This window comes from Flavobacterium pectinovorum (assembly GCF_900142715.1).
GTDB classification, from domain to species: Bacteria; Bacteroidota; Bacteroidia; order Flavobacteriales; family Flavobacteriaceae; genus Flavobacterium; species Flavobacterium pectinovorum.
Window position 1 is genome coordinate 85,538 of record NZ_FRBX01000007.1, and the last position, 21,312, is coordinate 106,849.

Annotated in this window: 18 protein-coding genes; 13 read left to right on the forward strand and 5 right to left on the reverse strand. The window is 33.8% G+C overall.

The genetic code is table 11. The annotated features are described in order from the left end of the window. Positions 1–72: 72 nt before the first annotated feature. The 4 genes from BUE22_RS20750 (at position 73) to BUE22_RS20765 (ending at position 2,394) form a co-directional block, all read left to right on the forward strand. Positions 73–687, forward strand: a complete 615-nt coding sequence (locus BUE22_RS20750; RefSeq protein WP_073398075.1) for an SCO family protein — start codon at positions 73–75, stop codon at positions 685–687. A gap of 5 nt (positions 688–692) precedes the next feature. Then, a complete protein-coding gene (locus tag BUE22_RS20755; protein WP_073397913.1) occupies positions 693–1,067 on the forward strand; it encodes a hypothetical protein in 375 nt (124 codons plus the stop codon). Positions 1,068–1,103: 36 nt separating this feature from the next. Then, positions 1,104–1,970: a helix-turn-helix domain-containing protein gene (locus BUE22_RS20760; protein ID WP_073397914.1), complete on the forward strand. Its 867-nt coding sequence runs from the start codon at positions 1,104–1,106 to the stop codon at positions 1,968–1,970. 115 nt (positions 1,971–2,085) lie between these two features. Continuing rightward, positions 2,086–2,394 (forward strand): YHS domain-containing protein, encoded by a 309-nt coding sequence (locus BUE22_RS20765; RefSeq protein WP_073397915.1) that lies wholly within the window; start codon positions 2,086–2,088, stop codon positions 2,392–2,394. 74 nt (positions 2,395–2,468) lie between these two features. On the opposite strand, the gene BUE22_RS20770 is transcribed toward BUE22_RS20765, so the two are convergent. Together BUE22_RS20770 and BUE22_RS20775 are read right to left on the reverse strand one after the other, a co-directional pair. Continuing rightward, positions 2,469–3,260 carry a DUF2490 domain-containing protein gene (locus tag BUE22_RS20770; protein WP_073397916.1) on the reverse strand — a complete coding sequence of 264 codons (792 nt, stop codon included), beginning with the start codon at positions 3,258–3,260 and terminating at the stop codon, positions 2,469–2,471. Further along, a complete protein-coding gene (locus tag BUE22_RS20775) occupies positions 3,260–4,012 on the reverse strand; it encodes a carbonic anhydrase family protein (protein ID WP_073397917.1) in 753 nt (250 codons plus the stop codon). Before BUE22_RS20775 ends, BUE22_RS20770 begins: the two co-directional genes overlap by 1 nt. Positions 4,013–4,391: 379 nt before the next feature. Between BUE22_RS20775 and BUE22_RS20780 the strand changes: the two genes are divergently transcribed. From BUE22_RS20780 to BUE22_RS20800, 5 genes are all read left to right on the forward strand, one after another. Beyond that, the gene (locus BUE22_RS20780) at positions 4,392–5,834 is read left to right on the forward strand and encodes a c-type cytochrome (protein ID WP_073398076.1); all 1,443 of its coding nucleotides are present in this window, start codon (positions 4,392–4,394) and stop codon (positions 5,832–5,834) included. A 12-nt stretch (positions 5,835–5,846) separates the two neighbouring features. Next, a complete protein-coding gene (locus tag BUE22_RS20785; RefSeq protein WP_073397918.1) occupies positions 5,847–7,187 on the forward strand; it encodes a c-type cytochrome in 1,341 nt (446 codons plus the stop codon). 410 nt (positions 7,188–7,597) lie between these two features. Next, the gene (locus BUE22_RS20790) at positions 7,598–8,140 is read left to right on the forward strand and encodes a cysteine hydrolase family protein (RefSeq protein WP_073397919.1); all 543 of its coding nucleotides are present in this window, start codon (positions 7,598–7,600) and stop codon (positions 8,138–8,140) included. A gap of 146 nt (positions 8,141–8,286) precedes the next feature. Then, a complete protein-coding gene (locus BUE22_RS20795) occupies positions 8,287–9,159 on the forward strand; it encodes an AraC family transcriptional regulator (protein WP_073397920.1) in 873 nt (290 codons plus the stop codon). Positions 9,160–9,225: 66 nt separating this feature from the next. Next, positions 9,226–10,581 (forward strand): MATE family efflux transporter, encoded by a 1,356-nt coding sequence (locus BUE22_RS20800; RefSeq protein ID WP_073397921.1) that lies wholly within the window; start codon positions 9,226–9,228, stop codon positions 10,579–10,581. 141 nt (positions 10,582–10,722) lie between these two features. Here the strand turns inward: BUE22_RS20800 and BUE22_RS20805 are convergent, their stop codons facing one another. From BUE22_RS20805 to BUE22_RS20815, 3 genes are read right to left on the reverse strand one after another with little or no spacing between them, the layout of a single operon-like run. Then, positions 10,723–12,024 (reverse strand): hybrid sensor histidine kinase/response regulator, encoded by a 1,302-nt coding sequence (locus tag BUE22_RS20805; RefSeq protein WP_073397922.1) that lies wholly within the window; start codon positions 12,022–12,024, stop codon positions 10,723–10,725. A gap of 33 nt (positions 12,025–12,057) precedes the next feature. Beyond that, positions 12,058–12,498, reverse strand: coding sequence for a response regulator (locus BUE22_RS20810; protein WP_073397923.1), 441 nt, complete (start codon positions 12,496–12,498; stop codon positions 12,058–12,060). Between the two features lie 11 nt (positions 12,499–12,509). Next, the gene (locus tag BUE22_RS20815; RefSeq protein WP_084540303.1) at positions 12,510–14,243 is read right to left on the reverse strand and encodes a PAS domain-containing sensor histidine kinase; all 1,734 of its coding nucleotides are present in this window, start codon (positions 14,241–14,243) and stop codon (positions 12,510–12,512) included. A 303-nt stretch (positions 14,244–14,546) separates the two neighbouring features. Between BUE22_RS20815 and BUE22_RS20825 the strand changes: the two genes are divergently transcribed. From BUE22_RS20825 to BUE22_RS20840, 4 genes are all read left to right on the forward strand, one after another. Then, positions 14,547–14,972 carry a response regulator gene (locus BUE22_RS20825; RefSeq protein ID WP_073397924.1) on the forward strand — a complete coding sequence of 142 codons (426 nt, stop codon included), beginning with the start codon at positions 14,547–14,549 and terminating at the stop codon, positions 14,970–14,972. Positions 14,973–15,394: 422 nt separating this feature from the next. Next, positions 15,395–18,133: a substrate-binding domain-containing protein gene (locus BUE22_RS20830; RefSeq protein WP_073397925.1), complete on the forward strand. Its 2,739-nt coding sequence runs from the start codon at positions 15,395–15,397 to the stop codon at positions 18,131–18,133. Positions 18,134–18,363: 230 nt separating this feature from the next. Beyond that, entirely contained in the window at positions 18,364–19,722 is a 1,359-nt protein-coding gene (locus BUE22_RS20835) for a sugar porter family MFS transporter (protein ID WP_073397926.1), read from the forward strand. Continuing rightward, positions 19,685–21,295 carry a glycoside hydrolase family 32 protein gene (locus BUE22_RS20840; protein ID WP_073397927.1) on the forward strand — a complete coding sequence of 537 codons (1,611 nt, stop codon included), beginning with the start codon at positions 19,685–19,687 and terminating at the stop codon, positions 21,293–21,295. Before BUE22_RS20835 ends, BUE22_RS20840 begins: the two co-directional genes overlap by 38 nt. The last annotated feature ends 17 nt before the right edge of the window (positions 21,296–21,312 follow it).

Genomic DNA, 21,312 nt, shown 5'->3' on the forward strand with positions numbered 1-21,312 from the left:
GAAATAATTAATATAAAAAATCTACAGTCGTTTAAAATGAGCGACTGTATCAATACCCAAAAAATAGAAAATATGAAAAAAATAGTTTTGATTCTGCTACATTCTCTACTCATAATATCATGTGAGAAAGCACAGGAAAAACTTCCCATTTTAGGAAATCCGATTGTTAAAGGAAATCAAACCGAATATCCTCGTATCAAAGATTTTTCTTTTACGAATCAGGACAGCCTTCAGATCAACAACAGTAAGTTTGACGGCAAAATCTATATAGCGGATTTTATTTTTCTTTCGTGCCCTACGATCTGTCCAAAAATGAATACACAGCTCAAAAAAGTATATGATGTTTACAAAACAAATGATGAGGTGTTGTTTCTTTCTCACACCATAGATCCGGATCATGATACTATACTTCGCCTAAAGTCTTATACCGTAGATCAAGGCATAAAAAAGAATTGGCATTTTGTTACGGGAAACAAAGACAGCATCTATAAAATTGCAACCGAAAGTTATTTTGCAACGGCATATCCGGATAAAAATGAGCCGGGAGGTTTTGTGCACAGCGGCGGATTCCTGCTTATTGACAAAAACAGGCATGTTCGCGGAGTTTATGACGGTACAAATCCAAAAGAAACCGAAAGGCTGATTGCTGATGTGAAAAATCTTTTAGAAGAAGAACCCAACCAATAATAGTCATGATAAAAAAAGGTATCACTTTATTTATTCTTATGCTGTTTGTATTTCAAAATGCAGGCAGTATCTGGATTATTGGTGATTTTTACCTCAATCAGGATTATATTTCCAAAAATGTCTGTATCAATAGGTTTGATACAATTCCAATCTGTAACGGAAAATGTTATCTCGAAAATAAATTAAAAGCAAATGATAAGGAGGAACAGAAATTTCCAACGGTAACATATAAGGAAGTGCAGCTTTTTTTAGAGGCTCCGGCAGATTTTTCATTCACGGCGATATATTTTTCATTCGAAAAAAAATATCCTGTAATGCAGACAGACAGGCAGAAGTCTAATTTTATTTTTTCGATTTACCATCCTCCCAGATGTGGTTAATACTGTCGTTTTAGTATTAATCATAAAATCAAAAAAATGCAACTATCAGAAATACCAGTCTGCGGTCTGGACTTATTTACAAATAATGAGAGTCATTTCTGGATGGATAATCTGATGAACCTGCTGCAACGATTTCCGGTATTAGAATATCCTCATCGGCAGGATTTCTTTATGCTTATCTTTATTGATGATGCAGAGGGAGAAATTAGTATTGATAATCAGAAAATACGTTTGGATAATGCCAAGGTCGTTGCTATTAAACCACGCTGTATAAGTAGTATAGACATGAACAGGAAAGCAAAAGGAAAAATAATCTGTTTTACGGAAGAATTTTTTTCACTGCGTTACAACAATAATATTTTAGACCAATTTTCGTTTCTTCACGATACTTCCAAATTATTTGTAAGACTTAGTGATGAGGAAAAAGATAAGTGGATGTACCTGCTTGAAATATTTTTTAAGGAATTCAGTCTCCACAGAAGAGAATCTGTAAAAGTCCTTCGGTCGTATCTCAATATTTTGCTCTTCGATTTAGAGCGGCTTTATCATCCTTTTGGATTTGTTGTAAATACATCTCCAAAACAGCAGAAAATAAAAGAATTTGAAAAATTGATAGACAAAGATTTTAAATTGAAAAAAATGCCCGCTGCCTATGCAGACCTGCTCAACGTAACGCCCAATTATCTCAACAAGATCTGTAAGGAGGTTACAAATAATACCGCAGGCGACCTGATACGAAAACGTATTATTATAGAAGCACAGCGGCTTATTCATTTTACGAATTATTCTATAAATGAAATTGCAGATCAGCTGGGTTTTGAAAACGCGTCCTACTTTGTTACTTTTTTTAAAAGACAAACGAGCAAAACACCAGAGCAGTTCCGCAGATTATCAAACCAGTAAAAAACATCAAATTAAGCATGCAGATTACCTAATTGCAATTTGAAATTTAATAAACAGGAATGGGTTTAGTAATCCTCATTCCACAGTAAAAAAAAATAATCTAAACTTAAATACAATGAAAAAATTTCTTTTAATTGCCTTAATTGTCACTATTATAAGTTGTAACAAAAAAGAAGAAAAAAAACATCCTCACGATCACCCGCATGCTATGGAGTCAGAGGAGTTTTATAAAGATCCTAAAAATCCGCTCAATAAATTGACTTATGCCAGCAAAATAGATTTTAGCTGTAAGATGGATATAAGCAAATACGGTGTTAGCGATACCGTTACCTACAAAGGAAAATTATACGGTTTTTGTTCATCAGTCTGCAAAGAAGATTTTATGAGAAAACCAGATGAATACCTTTCTAAGAATCAGAAGTAATTCTAAAGACAAACAAAATAAAAAAGCTGAAAAGTAACACTTTTCAGCTTTTTTTATGTAATTCTAAATGCGTTCTACTCAACGGTTTTATTTGTTTTGGTCAGGTCAAAATTTAAATTGGTATTCAATATAAATCCGTTATTGTTTTGAAAAACGTTTTGTCCGTTTATTAGTCGGCCCAACTGTACGGTTTGATTAAGATAACCTCCTTCAATTCGTACATTTTTATTAAATCGGTAGCCTAATAAAATTCCGATTCTGTTTTGGTCAAAAATATTGACATTGACATTTTTTCCAAAACCAATAAAAATTTCATCATAGAAAGCCAAATAAGGTGTTTTGTCTTTTATTTCATTCCCTTTTAAAGGAACCTGAACCCTTATCATATATCTGATTCTGTTTAGTAACGGAAATTCGTCTTCTGTTGTTTCTGCTAATGAACTGTAACGGCCTACAAATCTTTGTTCCAGCATAAATCGATGCGAAAAATCAACTATTCCTTCTTTATGGCCAAGCTGTACCATTTCAAAAATTCGGTGTTCGGTAAAATCCCTGCCCATTCCATTTATCGGGATTTCGCCATACGGATAAGTTTCTATCCAGCCATATCCAACTCTAAATAATACTCTTGAATTTAAGTTATAATTTATTCCAACACGCAATAAACTTTGCTGCCATTCAGTAATGAATTCATTTCTACGCCATTGGTATTCGGTATGGATTCCAAATTTTTCGGATATTTTAAATGTTCCGAAAAAATTGTACCATCCAATATTGTTATCGGTATGTATGCGATTGTTTTGGCCAATTGCCGATTGTAAACCACCAACTAAAAGGATGGTCCATAAATAATTCTTAATGTTCATTATTTTAAAAATTCAAGTGTTCCGTCTGTTAAATTATAAAACACGCCAACAATTTTAATTTCACCTTTATCTTCCATTTCTTTAAGAATAGGACTCTTTTTACGAATTTGATCGATAGTATAAATTACATTGTTTTCTGAAACGTATTTTACAAATTTATCATTTTTAGACGTTTTTTCACCATTAAAATTCTGACTTATTGCTACAGCCGGTTTTATTTTTGAAAGCATAGCTGTAATATTACCCAATTTTACATCATCAATTGCGCCTTTTATGGCTCCACAATGCTGGTGTCCCATTACTAAAACCAATTTTGCACCCGAAACTTTACAGGCAAATTCCATACTGCCCAATAAATCTTCGTTTACGAAATTCCCCGCTACACGTCCGACAAAAATATCACCTAACCCCTGGTCAAAAACATCTTCGACAGGTACACGACTGTCTACACAACTTAAAACAACTGCTTTTGGGTACTGACCCGGCGCCGATTTTCTTGCTTGTTTACTGTGATCACGCACCGTTGTCGTCCCGCTTTGAAAACGTTTATTCCCTTCAATAAATTCCTGTAAAATAGCATCAGGCGTAAGTCTGGTTTGCTCTTCCTTGGTCATTACATGAGAAATTACAGGTTTTAAATCTTCTGCCGGATTAGAAATTGAATTTGGTTCTTTCGTTTTTGTGGCGTTGTTGCAAGAAACCAAAAGTACAGCTGCACATAGCATTACTATTGATTTTAGTTGATTCTCCATTTCTTTATTTTAAATTAAAATCTGCCTACTTTGTAAAACGGTGTTCGGCATTTCCGGTGTTATGCTTTGAATTTTATATAAAACAAGGATAGAGGTTTTTTCCCTACTTTCAAACAGCCTCTCAGCTTTTTAGTTTTTAATCAATTATTTATCCCAAAATTTACCCTCTGATCTGAAAATCATAATACTATGTTATTTTAAATCTTCAAAAGGTGTATTTAGCAAATTCATAGTATTGAAAAACTAAATTCAACGGAATAAAAGACACTATAAAAAGTACTGTTAACGAATCTGAGAGTAACGTTTTTATAAACGTTCTGCTTTTTTGTTTTTAGCAATTTCTGGAGTACTGCCCGAAATTTGCAGAAAAAAACAATTTATGGACTTTCCAATGTTTCATTTAGACTGGCTTAACAACAGAATGCTTATTGCCATAATTGCCATTATTCACGTCATGATTAATCACGGTTTAGCGGTAGGTTTTATGCCCCTTATAACCTGGCTGGAGCAAAAAGGGGTAAAAAATAGTGGCAGGGATCAGATTACCAACTTAGACTGGGATAACAGAATTTATAATATGATGAAAGTAGCTTTCATCATTACCACAACATTGGGCGCAATGACCGGAGTGGGAATTTGGTTTTCTGTGGCACTTGTAAGTCCAACATCTATCGGAAGTTTAATTCGCGTTTTTTACTGGGCATGGTTTATAGAATGGCTGGTATTTGTTACAGAAGTCATTTTGATCATGATTTATTTTTTGACATGGAAAAGCAGCAACACATCGCTCAGGGCGAAATTATTGCACATTCGTTTTGGATGGTTTTTAAGTTTGTTCTCCTGGATAACGATGGCGATTATTGTTTCTATTTTAAGTTTTATGATGGATCCGGGAAACTGGAACACACATAAGAGCCTGCTTAACGGTTTTACCAACCCAATTTATCTTCCACAATTATTGTTTAGGACTCCAACGGCCATGCTTGTGGCGGGTAGTTTTGGTATGCTGCTGGTAACGCTTTTCTTTAAAAAAGAGACAGAATTGAGATTAAAAGCCGTTAAGTATGTTTCAAAATGGATTATTTTCTGGGCACCAATTTCACTTCTTGGAGCAGTTATTTACTATAATTCTATTCCCGAAGCCATGATTGCCAATATGAGTACAGCCGTTGGGACCATGGATTTTAATAAGTATTACGATTTAATGAAGTATTTTATCCTGTTCGGAATTTCATCTTCATTGATTATGGCCATCATAGGTTTATATAAATCCAAATGGCTGAAGAGTTATATTGTCTTTTTCCCGGTGTTGATGGCTTTCGCCTATTTAGGATTTTTTGAAAGGGTCAGAGAATTTGTCCGAAAACCTTATGTAATTGGAGGTTATATGTATTCTAATTTATTATTAGAAGAAGATTATCCTGTGTACCAACAATTTGGACTACTGAAAAATGCCACTTATACAACCGTTACAGAAATAACACCGGAGAATAAAATTGAAGCTGGCAGAAATGTTTTTGCTATTGCCTGCAGTCGCTGCCATACTACACAAGGCGTCAACAGTGTTGTAGATGTTTTTGAGCGCATGTACGGCATTGGAAAACCTCTTGATATCAATTCTATGGCGTCCTACATACCCAATATGCACAACGGGCGAACGTATATGCCGCCATTTCCGGGCACGCAGGAAGAGAGTGAAGCCCTTGCTGCTTATATCCGCAACATTCAGGATACGGGCGATGTGCTTGAAGGAGCACAGTCTGAAGGGGTAAAGGTGAGTGAGCTGCAAAACACAAAAGCAGTTTTAGAAAATAAAAAATAATAAAGTTTAAAAATGATACATTTATATATTGCGTTACAAAATAACGTTCCGGTTCCAAAAGATATTCCATTGCCGTTGCCCATGCCTGAATGGTTTTTTGTAGTGGTGCTTGTGCTGTCATTTCTGCTTCACATTCTTTTTGTTAACCTGATGCTTGGAGGTTCAATTCTGGCTTTGATTGCACAGATAAAAGGACTTAAAAACAAAGAATATGATATACTTGCACACGAAATAGCCAAAACAATAACCGTTAACAAAAGTATTGCCGTGGTGCTGGGAATTGCTCCGCTTTTGAGTATTAACGTTTTGTATACGATTTATTTTTACTCGGCAAATGCGCTTACGGGTTTAATGTGGATAGCTGTAATACCGCTGGTAACGGTGGCATTCCTGCTTACTTATCTACACAAATATACTTGGGAAACACTTGAGAATCATAAAGCGGTTCATATTTCAATTTTGGCATTGGCAACCGTTATTTTTCTGTTTATTCCGTTTATATTTTTGACTAATATAAATTTAATGCTCTTTCCTGAAAAATGGGCGGTAGTAAAAGGTTTTGTCGATGCCTTGTTTCTTCCTAATGTTTTTCCGAGGTATTTGCATTTTATCCTGGCTTCACTGGCCGTTACAGGATTGTTTATATTTTGGTATAACAGCCGAAAAAATTATCCGTTTGAAGAAATATATCAAAAGTTTACCCGATATGATATTCAAAAGAAAGGTTATTCTCTGGCGCTGACAGCTTCTATTTGTCAGTTTATGATTGGTCCTTTGGTTTTGTTGACGCTTCCGTCTAAAGGTATGGGATGGAACCTTATTCTGATCATTTTCTCCGGAGTTGCTTTTGCTGTTCCCGCCATGTGGATGATGTGGAAAAGACTAACAGGGGAGAATGAAAACATCGAAAAAGACTTTTATAAAATAGCAATGCTGCTTGGAGTTACCGTTTTGTGCATGGGTTCAGGAAGACAGATTTATAGAGCAAATTCTCTTGAAAAACATCGTGAGCTGGTACAAATTAAAACAGAAGAATTTCAAATTCTGAAAAAAGAAGCTATTGCAAAAATGAAGGCAGCAGAAGCCGGAGCAGCCTCTGAAGATATGACAGAGGCAGAGAAAGGGCAGAAGGTATTTGGACAATATTGTGCATCCTGCCATAAAATAGACGAAAAATTAGTGGGACCGCCAGTTTTAGAAATGGCAAAAATTTATAAAGGCAATATTGGAGATTTACAGAAATGGATAAAAAATCCGGGTAAAAAACGTCCTGATTATCCACAAATGCCCGGTTTCGAATCGCAGTTAGATCAAAAGCAGTTGGATCAGCTGGCAGAGTATATTCTTAATTAAATAATAAAGAAACAGTATCGAATTTTCTAACTTAAAATAAAATAATATGATTCAGGTTTTTTCCATTATGATTTTAATTTTTGTTCTTCTTGCAATTGTTTTTCTGATAAGAATAAAATCGGTTACACTTCAGCTTATAAAGTCAAAAGAAGTAAACAATCAAGAAAGCCCATTAGAAAAAGATTATCAATTTATTAAAGGACTCTATTAGCTAAGGTTGTCCACCAAAGAAGACCCATTTAAATTTTGATAGTTCGAAACCCTGTTGCTGCTGACACACACAGGGTTTCTTTTTTTGATATAGTTTAAAAAAAACAGGTACTTATCAAAATGGCATGCAATCCGTATGTTTTGGTATCTTCTATACATGTTCTGCGTTTTAATTTTGTCAGATATAAAAATTAAATAAAATGAGCAAAGCACTATTATTAATCGATATCCAGAAAGAGTATTTCAAAAATGGCGCATTAGAACTTGTAAATCCTGTTGCTGCAAGTGAAAATGCACAAAAATTACTGGAGCATTTCAGAAAAGAAAATGACACAGTTGTTCACGTACAGCACATATCTCCGGAAGGTATTCCTTTTTTTGTTTCAGGAACAGAAGGCGTAGAAATCCATGAAAATGTAAAGCCTTTAGCAGGTGAAAAGGTAATTACGAAACAATTTCCTAATAGTTTTAGAGGTACAGATTTGCTCGAATATCTGCAATCAAAAAATATAACTCATCTAGTTATTGCCGGTATGATGACTCATATGTGCATTGACGCAGGAACAAGAGCTGCATTTGATTTTGGTTTTGAATGCACCGTAATTGGAGATGCCTGCGCTACAAGAGATCTTCAAATTAACGATCAAAATGTTAAGGCTGCAGATGTGCATAATGCTTTTTTAGCAGCATTAGAATTCTCTTACAGTAAGATTTTGACAACAGCTGATTATCTACATTCCTAAAAAGAAAATATAAAATCACATTATTAAATGAGCTGTAGCAAATTACAGCTCATTTTTTTTATTTAGAATTTGAATAATGAAATTAACATTCTCGAGGGGTTTAAATCATCTAATTGAGTTGTAGATTTGCAGTAACAACAGATAAAATGAAAACAGTAAAATTTCATAAAACCGAATGTGGGGTAGAAGTTCTCCTGAATGTTTTGCACGGAGATACGCTCAGTGAAAAATATTTGGAAAGGGATATTTACAACACGGATTTTTTTGAAATTCTGCTTTTTAAAAAAGCCAAAGGATCCTTAGTTTTAAACCAGCAGAAAATCACTATTGCGGACAACACCATTATTTTTATTTCACCTTTTCAAAAAAGGCAATGGACGTTGGAGAAAGAAGGATTGGATTTTACGGTTTTAGTGTTTCAGGAAAATTTTCTTAATGATTTTTTCTCAGACAAATTTTTTACCTATCGGATGCTTTATTTTTATCAATTAAATTATCCGTTGTATATTACTGTTGATGATGAGCAACTCCAAAAAGCACTGGATCAGCTTATGGAAATCAAATCTGAACTGGTAGACAGCAAAACAGACAGCATTCATATTATACGCTCGCTTACGTATTATCTGCTTTTGAAATTCAATCGAATATATGCTGAAACAAACCATCTATCAATTGAAAGGGCTGAAAACAGCTATGCTTATCAGTTCAAACAGTTATTGGAGTTGCATATAAGGCAGAAACAGAGAATCGATCATTATGCCGATTTATTAAACGTAAGCAGAATTACAATTAATACCTGCGTAAAAAAACAGTTTAATGTTACGGCGACAGAACTCTTAAAACAGCGGTTGCTTTTTGAAATTAAAAACGACCTCATACATTCGGGAAAGACAATTGCTGAGATTGCTTATGATCTCGATTTCTCGGAACCCGGACATATGATGCGATTTTTCAAAACCCAGACCGGAATAACAAGCGGTCAGTTTTTGTTAGATTATCAAAATGGCATCTTTTCATAAGACGAACCTTAATTGAAGTAAAAAAAAAAAATAGAGGCATTGACTTGTCCCGAATAGTGAATTATTATGTTGAAAAAATACAAATCAAATAAAATATATTATCAAAGTACCATTGCGTTGGCAGGACCTGTTGTTATTTCACAATTGGGGCATACTTTGGTACAAACCGTAGATACCATTATTATAGGCCATTATGCAGGAACTATATCGCTGGCAGCAGTTTCGTTGGTTCATTCTGTTTTTATGGTGATTCTGGTCATTGGATTGGGAATTGCCTACGGATTAACGCCTTTAATTGCACAGGAAAATGGGAAATCAAATTTTAAGGAATGTGCTAAACTTCTTTCCAATAGTTTATGGCTTAATATAATAGCTGCAATCCTGCTTTTTATCGTAGTCTATTTTGGCTCAATGTTTGCTATGCAGCATGCCAATCAGGATCCGAATGTTGTAGAAACAGCAAAACCTTATTTGCTTATTTTAAGTTTATCGATTTTTCCTTTAATGATTTTTCAAACATTCAAGCAATTTGCAGAAGGACTTGGTTTTACAAAACAAGCCATGAACATCACAATTTGGGGAAATTTGATTAACGTAGTTATCGCAGTTATTCTGGTAAAAGGAATGTTTGGCATTGAGCCAATGGGGGTTAAAGGGGTAGGAGTTGCCACTTTAGTCGATAGGGTTTTAATGATGGTGGTAATGGCGTGGTACGTGTTCAAATCACATAATTTTAAAGATTATATGCTGCATTTTTCTGCAAAGTATATCAATCTTTCCAAAATCCTTGCGGTAGTAAAAATTGGTCTGCCAGTTGCCATGCAATATGTATTTGAAATAGGGGCGTTTGCAGCAGCAGCTTTAATTGCAGGTCAATTAGGGGCAACAGAGCAGGCTGCTCATCAAACCGCTATAACCCTTGCGGCAATGACTTACATGATGGCGGGAGGAATTGCCTCTGCAGCAACCATTAAAATTGGAAATAGTTTCGGAAATCAGAATTATATGAGGCTTCAGAAATTTGCTCATGCATCATATCATTTGGTGATTATATTCATGCTTTTCTTCGCCGTTATTTTTACGCTTTTCAATCAATATTTGCCTTTTTTAATAACAAGTGATGTGAATGTGGTAGCAATAGCTGCACAATTATTGCTAATTGCCGGAATATTTCAACTGTTTGATGGTACTCAGGTTGTAGGACTAGGAACTTTGAGAGGAATGGGCGATGTCAATATTCCAACTTTTATCACTTTTGTTGCTTATTGGATAATTGGTTTGCCGTCGTGCTACATTCTGGGAATTTATTTCAATATTGGGATTCAGGGAATTTGGTACGGATTATCTTTAGGTTTGTTAACATCCTCCGTTTTGCTTTATTTGAGATTTAAATATGTGATAAATAAAGCCTTGAAAAAATAATCGAATCTCTAAATATATTATGTGTAATCATTAAAGTATAATATTCACTTAGAGTTTAAAACATAAAAAGCAGTAAAAATTTTTACTGCTTTTTATGTTTTAAAGAAAAATATTTATGTTTTGCTCTATTCTATAAATAAATCATAAAGTACAATGCAATTCTTTTTGTTTGTGTTTTAATGCTACAGAACTTTGATCAAAACTTTCAGTGACCGGGATATAGATATTAAAACTAACTCCTTTATTTAAATTTCCATCAGCAAATATAATCCCATTATGATTCTCTACAATTTTTTTGACGATAGCCAAACCAATTCCTGTTCCTAAATATTCCTCGCTATGATGAAGTCTTTGAAATATAACAAAAATATTCTCGTTGTATTGGGCATCAAAACCAATTCCATTGTCCTGAAAATTAAGGTTCCAGTAATCACATATCTGCGGACTATGGGGCAGATTAAGAAGCCTGAAATCTTCATTTTTTAGAATACTGGATTGTATAGTAATTTGGGGTGGAATCTCAGGTATTGAGAATTTTAGCGAGTTGCTCATTAAATTATAGATAAGCTGGCGAAATTGGAAAGCTATTATATTTACCGGCATTAATCCGTTTATTTTAAAAACAGCTTTTTTTTGCTGAATTATATCTGTAAGTTCTGATTTTACATCTTCAATGATATCCTCTAAATCGCTTATTTCATAATGATGATCTGTAGTACTGACTCTTGAAAAGTCCATCAAATCTTCAATGAGCTGTCTCATTCTGGTTGCCGCGACATGTATGCGTTTTAAATTATTTTTTCCTTGCTCTGTAATGTTATTCATTTCTTTTTCCATCATTATTGAAATGAAAATCTGAATTTTTCGAAGTGGTTCCTGAAGGTCATGACTTGAAATAAAATTGAAAGCAAGCAGTTCTTTATTTGCATTGAGCAGTTCAATAGCCCTTTTTTCTTTTTCAGCATTTTGAAATTCCAATTCCTGATTAGCCAATAGTAGTGCAGCAGTTTGAATTTTTAGTTTCTGCAGCAAATCTTCTTTTTCAATTAATTCCTCGGCTTCTTTGAGCGCACGGCTTATCTTTTGCAGTAAGGATGAGAAATTATTTTTAGAGACATAATCTGTTACACCTTCTTTTATAAGCATTACAGCATTTTCTTCTCCAATGGTACCTGAAATTATTATAAAAGGAATATTAAGGTTTTTGTCTTTTATAATTTTAAAGGCAGAAACAGCATCAAATGACGGAAGAGAATAGTCTGATAATATAATATCGGGTAAAAAGTTTTCGAGGGAATCTTCAAATGATTTTCTTGATTCAACGATTTTTGAGACAAACGATAATCCTGATTTTGTTAGATGGCGTACGAGTAAATCCGCATCAGCAGTATTGTCTTCTAATATCAATATTTTAATATCTTCTTTTATGTGATATGGAATCATAATTTTAGATTAAATAAATCGTTTGCTTTAAATTTATGTAGCAGGCTGGCTAAGAATCATCCAGTACATTCCCATTTCTTTTATGGCATTAAAAAAATTATTGCTGTCAACAGGTTTTACTATATAACTGTTGGCACCAAGGCTGTAGCATTTTGCTATATCAGGATCTTCCTGTGAAGAGGTCAGTATAACCACCGGAATTGATTTAAGACCAGGATCACTTTTAACTTTTTCCAATACCTGAATCCCTGACATTTTTGGCATTTTTAAATCTAAGAGAAAAAGTTTTGGATATGCTTTTGGATTTCTTTCGGCATAAATTCCTCTGCAGTATATAAAATCGAGCGCCTCAGCTCCATCCTTAACATGCAAGAGTTTGTTTGTAAAACCACTTTTATTTAATGCGCGTATTGTTAATAAAGCATCTTCCATGCTGTCTTCGGCAAATAAAATTTCAATATCGTCGTAATTCATTTTTATATTTTTTAATGTTTAATATCAGGCAGGCTAAAGTAAAATTTAGCGCCCTCGTCTAGTTTTGATTCCGCCCATACAGTTCCGTGGTGGCGGTTTACTATTTTTTGCACAATTGCCAGGCCAATGCCCGTTCCGGAAAATTCTTCCTGAGAATGAAGGCGCTGAAAAACACCAAATAATTTGTCATAATATTCCATATCAAAGCCAGCGCCCCAATCCTTTATGCTATAGATAATTTTATTATTTTTTGATGTTGAAGTTATTTTAATACGGGTTTCAGGTTTATGTTTTGAATATTTTATTGCATTTGAAATTAAGTTGACCCATACCTGTTTAATAAGTGAGGGATCACCATTTGCAGGAGCAAGCTCATCAAGTTCAAATATTGGATTGTTTTCGTCTTTTTCTATCGCTATGTCGCTAATGACTCCGTTTACTAATGCTGTCATATTTATATTGGCAGAAGATACCTGTTTACGTCCTAATTTGCTAAATGCCAGTAAGTCATCTATTAGTACTCCCATTTTATTGGAGTTTTTAATTATGGCATTGAACATGTTTTTCCCATCTTCATCAATTAAATCAATATGGTCTTCTATTAAAATTTGGGTATAACCATTAATGGCACGTATAGGAGCCCGAAGATCATGAGAAACTGAATAAGAGAAGGATTCCAGCTCTTCCTGGGCTTTTTTAAGCTCATCGTATGCAAGGGTTAGTTCTTTGCTTCGTTTTTCCTGATAAGCAAGTTCTCTGTTTTTTACAATCAATTCGGCAGCACGTTTTTGCTTTTCAACTTTTCTTTTCTCCTTCAGAATATTTTCGGCAGCCAGTTTTTTATTGGCAATGATCAATTCAGCGGCACGTTTTTCTTTTTCTTTGCTTTGTATGGCAAGTTCTTTATTGGCTATAATTAATTCCTTTGCCCTTTGTTCTTTTTGTTCGTTTTGAAATTTCAGTTCCTTATTGGCAATTACCAGTTCTGCAGCACGTTTTTCCTTTTCCTTACTTTGTATAGCAAGTTCTTTATTGGCAATAATTAGTTCCTTAGCCCTTTGTTCTTTTTGTTCGTTTTGAAATTTTAGTTCCTTATTGGCAATTATCAATTCCGCTGCACGTTTTTCTTTTTCTTCATTCTGAAAAGCAAGTTCTTTATTAGCGATGGCCAATTCAGAGGCACGTTTTTCCTTTTCCTGTGCCTGTACCGCCAGCTGTAAAAATTGGTTTTTCGAAAGAGTAATGTCTGTAGCTAATTTTAAGATTTTATAAGGCTTGCCCATAATATCCAGGATGGGATTGTAACTTCCTAAAAGCCATATTAATTTTCCGTTTTTGGCTACCCTGATAAATTCATCTTTTTGATAAATCCCTTTTTTTAGATTGCTCCAAAACAATTGATAGGCATTGGATTGTGAATATGCAGGATCAACTAAAAGACGATGATGTTTTCCTAACAAATCGGCCTCATTGTAATCCATAATTTCCAGAAAATTTTTATTTACACTAAGGATATTTCCATCAAGATCAAACTCTATTGATGCATTTGAAGTATCAATAGCATTAACATGATTGTTTAACTGCTGTTCTTTTGCTTTTAGCAGCTCCTTAAGGTTTTGGTTTTCTACTGTTAGATTTTTGTTATTTTCAAAGGAAGTGTTTTGATCGTTTTCTTTTTCATGAAAAGATATTTGATCTGAGAAAAGGACTGTTTCCTTTTTGTCATTTTTTTCTTGGATATTCATATAATGCGAAGTTATATTTGGAAAAATAATGGCAATAATTTGCTGGAAAAGCACCTATATTTTAGTAATTATTAGAACGGATACCTAAAAATAATTTTAGGATTATAAACGAATATAGCGAAATTAAGTGATTTAACACTTACTTATTTCTATTATTTATAGGATAAAGTAAGTACTGTAAAATAAAATGTAATAAACGATGCACCTTAACGGCTATTTTAATTAAATAGTTATTCTTTTTATTCCAGGATGAATGTATAGTTAAATTAAGTACCTTTCTCACAAATAAATATAAATGAATTTATGAATAAAGGCGGACCAATAATTATTATAGAAGATGACCAGGATGACCAGGAAATTCTGGGGTTGGTATTTAAGGAACTTAATTATAAGAACGAAATCATTTTTTTTGGTGATGGAGAATTGGCACTTGATTATTTAACCGCAACGGCGGTTGAGCCCTTTATTATTTTCTCAGACATTAATATGCCAAAATTAAATGGAATAGAGTTACGTTCAAAAGTTCACGAAAATGAAGATTTGAGAATGAAATCGATTCCATATTTATTTTTTAGTACTGGTGCCGAACAGCAGCATGTTGTTGAAGCTTATTCAAAATCTGTACAGGGCTTTTTTATAAAGCCTTTTGATTTTACAGAAATGAAAGACCTGATAAAAAGCATTGTAGAATATTGGCAGAAATGTGTTTCGCCAAATTATATAAAATAAAGAATAACGAATATGTTTTTATTAAGGTGTTGCAGAAAAAAAACATTAAAAGAAACTGGATTTTTTTAGATCGGAAGCGTTTGATTTTTAAAATACAATCTTCTTTTTTTGTTTAAAGTTATTTGAAGCAATAAATGCCCCTTTCCAAACACCCAATATCCTTAGTTTCTTGGCTAAACAGTAGCCTCATTTATTTATTAGCAGATCAGACGATAATATTTAAGTTTTAAAGAAGAATATACGATTTGAATTTTTTATTTACTGGTTTGCATACACGAAATAAAAGTTTAATTTTACCTTATTATATATCGCCTTCCCGCTTGTCAGCGAAAAATAATCCTTCCTAATTATTTTGACAGGTTGTTGGTCTAAGAAGGTGTTTTTTTGAAAACTCATTTTTCATCTGTATAAACTCATTATTCATGTATTCATTTATAAAATATATTTTGATGCTTTTTTTAGCATCATTAAGTTTAGTTTCCTGTAAGCAAAAACAAGGTGATAAAATCAAAGTTGGATTTTCTCAGGCCATGACTACCGATGATTGGCGCAAGCAAATGAACAGCTCTATAAAAATTGAAGCTTCACTGCAGCCTGAAGTAGAATTAAAAATTAGTGATGCCAATAATAATATCGAGAAACAGATTGATGATATCGAAAGATTCATCTCTAATAAAGTAGATGTTATTATTGTATCTCCAATTCAATCAAAACCCCTAACTGCCGTAGTCGAAAAATCTATAAAAGCAGGAATCCCGGTTCTTGTTGTAGACAGAAAAATTGATGGTGAAAAATACACGGCTTATCTTGGAGCTGATAATATTGAAATTGGGAGAATTGCGGGCCGTTATATAGTTTCACACAGTAAAGGTTCCGGCAAAATTATCGAAATTACAGGAGCAATTGGTTCTTCGCCAGCATACGAGCGCAGTTTGGGATTTGGACAAATAATAAAGGAGAACAAGCGCATAAAAATCGAAAATACGATTCATGGTGATTGGGAGGGAGAATCGGTAAAAGAACCTTTAAAAGCAATTCTGTTAAGCAATCCCAATATTGAATACATTTTTTCTCATAACGATAGAATGGCTCTTAGCGCCTGGGAAACGGCTAAAACCGTAGGGCTCGAAAAGAAAATTAAATTTATTGGTGTAGATGGACTGAATACCGTTAATGGCGGTATAGAATTGGTGAAAAGCGGCGTTTTAGACGGTACCATTTTATATCCTACAGGAGGAAATGAGGCATTAAAATTGGCGTTAAAAATGTACAATAAAGAACCAATTGCAAAAAACAATATTCTCAATACCATTGTAATAGACAAGAACAATGCTGAAATTATCGAAAATCAAATGGATAAAGTCGATCAGCAGCAGGCCGTTATCGATTCGCAGCAAGGAGCTATAAAAGTTCAGGAAAAAGAATATGCTTCGCAGAACAATCTGGTTCGATTGCTCAGTTTCTTTTTGGTAATTATTTTGAGTTTAACGATTTACAGTATTTATTCGACTATTTCTATTTCAAGAAAGAAAAAACAACTCGAGAGAATTAATCAAACGGTAATTGATCAGAATAATGAAATTCAGGAAATGGCACAAATTGCCCAAAAAAGCAATGAGGCAAAATTGAATTTCTTTACCGGGCTTTCGCATGAATTTAAAACGCCCATAACTTTGATTATGAGTTATGTAGAATCGTTAATCGAAAATGAAAAAATCAAAGGGACCACGCTTGTTGATGAGGTAAAACTAATTCATAAAAACTCAAACAGATTACTTCGATTAATAAATCAATTGCTGGATTTTAGAAAAATTGAAGAGCAAAAATTTACATTAAGAGCTTCAAATACTAAAATCTATGATTTTACAAATGAAGTAATGACCAACTTTAAAGGCGAAGCTGCCCGCAGAAATATTGATTTTCAGCTTAGCTGTAAAAATAAAAATCTGGAATTGTTTATCGATAGAGGATTGATGGATAAAGTGTATTTCAATTTGCTTTCTAATGCCTTTAAATTTACACCCGATAACGGAAAAATTAGTATTTCGATTGTAGAAAATCAGGACAATACCGTTAAAATTAGTTTTAAAGATTCTGGAATTGGAATACCTGAAAATGAATTATCGAATGTTTTTAATCCTTTTTTCAGGGCTTCAAACAATAATAAAAACAGTTCAGGAATTGGGCTTCATCTTTCAAAAGAATTTGTGCTTTTGCATCACGGAACAATCGAATTAAAATCAAAACAAGGAAGCGAATTTGTAATTACTTTATTAAAAGGAATCAGTCATTTACAGCCTTCTGAAATGATTAATAAAGGGGAGAATCTGGATGTAACGCCAAATTTAATATCAGATAATTTAGATATCGAAACGGAGTTAAACATAGTAAATGTAGTTTCTGAATCAGAAAAACATACGCTTTTGGTTATAGAAGACAATATCGATTTGGTCGCATTTTTAAAAGCTAAATTATCGAATGAATATGTAGTTCATACTTCCGACGGAAGTGATGCCATCGAAAAAGCAATGGAAATTGTTCCTGACATCATTATTTGCGACATTAATCTCGTAGACAAAGACGGTTATGAAATTAGTAAAGAGTTGAAAAAGGATTTGCGTTCGTCTCATATTCCAATTATAATTTTAACCGCGCAAAGTGATAAGGAATCTACTTTGAAAGGTTTGCAAAGCGGAGTAGATCAATATCTTACAAAACCTTTTAGTCTTTCTATTCTAAAACAATCCATTTCTGGTTTGCTTTTCAACAGAGAAAAACTTCGTTATTACTACACCAATAATATTTATCGCATTGAGCCTGAGTCTAAATTTGGCAATCAGGAACAGTCATTTATTACTAAAATGAATGATATTATTAAAAGAAATGTTGAAAATCCCAAATTCTCGGTTGAAGATTTAGCCGATAAACTTGGAGTATCGCGAGTACAGCTTTATCGGAAAGTAAAAGCGATTATCGGAATTAATATCAGCGATCATATTAATAATGTAAAATTGGAGAAAGCAGCAGAGCTTTTAAAGTCAAATGATATGAATATTTCTGAAATTGCATACTCACTTGGGTTCTCTTCTCCAAACTATTTTTCTACAGCTTTTAAGAATAAATTTGGAATTTCACCAAAGGAATACAAATCTTCGAATTAATAGTAGTTCAAAATTGATACAAAACACGTATCAATTTTGAACTTAATGTAACAAAATCGAAACTACATGGTTTTCGTAAATAAATTTTAAATTGTGTAAAGCCTTGTAAATAAGGCTTTTTCTGTTTAAATATCAATCTGTCAGTATTTATAGAATTAAATTGTAACATCATTAAAAATAAGTTGTTTTTTTTGCGGATATCTTAGCGATAAGTTTTTAATACATCTACAATGAACAAGATATTAATTTGGTCTGTTACTGCTGCACTGGCAGGTTTTCTATTCGGTTTTGATACCGTAGTTATTTCTGGAGCTGATAAACAATTACAGCTTCTATGGCATTCTTCTGATGCTTTTCATGGATCTGTTGTTATGGCAATGGCACTTTGGGGAACTGTTGTAGGTGCTATTTTTGGAGGAATCCCAACTAATAAAATAGGTCGTAAAAAAACACTATTCTGGATCGGGATTTTATATTTCATTTCGGCTGTAGGTGCTGCTTTTGCAAATGATCCATTTGTATTTGCTGCGTTCAGATTTATTGGAGGCTTGGGAGTTGGTGCTTCTACTATTGCTGCTCCGGCCTATGTTTCTGAAATTGCCCCGGCTGACAAACGTGGACGTTTGGTTGCTTTGTATCAGTTTAATATTGTACTGGGAATTTTGATTGCCTTTATCTCAAACTACTTTTTAAAAGATATTGGAGAAAATGCCTGGCGTTGGATGGTTGGAGTTCAGGCTATTCCATCTTTTATTTATATACTTTTTATACTTACAATTCCGGAAAGCCCAAGATGGTTATTGTCTAAAAACCGTGATGAAGAAGCGCGTAAAGTGCTTTTCAAAATTGATCCAACTGCAGATCTTAAAGATATCATGGACGATTCCAGAGAAAATGGTGTTACCAAACATGAAAACATCTTCATGAAAAAATACCGTTTTCCATTGATATTGGCTTTTTTAATTGCATTTTTTAATCAGTTCTCGGGAATCAATGCCTTTTTATATTATGCGCCAAGAATTTTTGAAGAAGCAGGTTTAGGACAAAACACCGCTTTATTAAGCAGTATCGGAATCGGGATTACCAATCTTATCTTTACTTTAATTGGTGTAGCATTAATTGACAAATTAGGAAGAAAGTTGTTAATGTACATTGGTTCAATCGGATATATTATTTCTTTAGGATTGGTATCTGCTGCATTTTATTTCAATTGGGGAGGATTATCTGTACCTATTTTCCTTTTCTTATTTATTGCTTCTCACGCCATTGGTCAGGGAGCTGTAATCTGGGTTTTTATTTCAGAAATTTTTCCAAATCATATTCGTGCGTCGGGTCAGGCATTTGGAAGTTCAGTACATTGGGTTTTGGCAGCGATTATTCCATCTTTAATCCCAATGTTATTTTCAGAAATAGGCCCTGAAGTCGTATTCTTAATTTTTACGCTTATGATGGTCCTGCAATTACTGTTTGTCATTTTTCTAATGCCGGAAACGAAAGGAATATCATTAGAAGTTTTAAGTGAAAATCTAACTAAAAAAAATATCAAAAACCATGAAATCAAAGAAACATCTACCGCTGACATTTTATAGTGTCGCTGTACTTTTAATAGGAGCTTGTAAACCGACTTCGGCGACAGCCCAAACAACAGCAGTAACTACAGTTTCAACTTCTGTTGAAGAAAAAATGTACCGTCCTAATTTTCATTTTACACCAAAAAAAGGCTGGATGAACGATCCTAACGGAATGTTCTATGCAAATGGTTATTATCATTTATTCTATCAACATTATCCTGACGGAAATAAATGGGGACCAATGCATTGGGGACACGCCATTAGTAAAGATTTAATTAAATGGGAAGAACAGCCAATTGCGATTTATCCGAATAAAGACAAATTTATTTTTTCTGGAAGTGCGGTTGTAGATACAAACAATAGTTCAGGTTTAGGTACTGGTAAAACAGCTCCAATTGTAGCGATTTATACGCTGCATGATATGACAAAAGAAAAAGAAAATAAAATTGATGTTGAGCAACAGGATATTGCGTTTTCTAATGACAATGGTTTTACATGGCAGAAATTTGATGAAGGAAATCCGGTTATAAAAAACCCTGGAATTCGTGATTTCCGCGATCCAAAAGCGACTTGGGATGAAACGCACAAACAATGGATAATGGTTTTGGCAGCTCAGGATCGATCACAGTTTTACAAATCGAAAAACCTTAAAAACTGGGAATATATATCTGATTTCGGAAAAAATATTGGAGCCCACGGAGGTGTTTGGGAATGTCCGGATTTCTTCGAAATTAAAGTGCAGGGAACCAACGAAACCAAATGGGTTTTGATTCAGAGTTTGAATCCGGGCGGTGCTAACGGAGGTTCCGGAACACAGTATTTTATTGGAGATTTTGACGGAAAAACGTTTACGCTGGATGCTAATTTTACCAAAAAAGTAGAACAGGAAAAAGCCGTTTGGATTGATTACGGAAAAGACAATTATGCCGGCGTAACATGGAATAATGTTCCAAGTGCAGACGGTCGACGATTATTTATTGGATGGATGTCTAACTGGGATTATGCGCAAGATGTGCCTACGACTGTGTGGAGAAGTGCTACTACAATTGCACGTGAAATTCAGTTAGTAAAAAAAGGAAATGATTATAGCTTAGTTAGCAATCCGGTGAAAGAAATTAACAAATACGTTTCTAAAACCATCAAAGGGAAAAACCTTAAAGGAAAAGGAAAACTTTCAATTCCGGAAGCTGGAAAAATTGATTTAACTCAGGCGATTGTCAATTTTAATGTAAAAAACTTAAAACAGGACACGTACACTTTTACACTTTCAAACGCAACCGGTGAATCTTTAAGTTTCGGATTAAATAATTCAGATCATTATTTATTTCTGGATCGTTCGAAAGCAGGAAAAAATGATTTCTCAGAAAAATTTGCTTCAACAATTACGAAAGCGCTTGTAGACGGAAATCAGAAAGAAGGTGTTTTTAAAATCATTTTAGATAAAACTTCTATTGAAATATTTTACAACAATGGCGAAAAAGTAATCACCGAAATCTTTTTCACAAACCAGCCATTTACTTCTCTGTCGGTTTCTTCAAACGAAGGAATTGAATTGAGCAACATCGTAATTAACCAATTAAATATAAACTAACTAAAAACCACTAACCT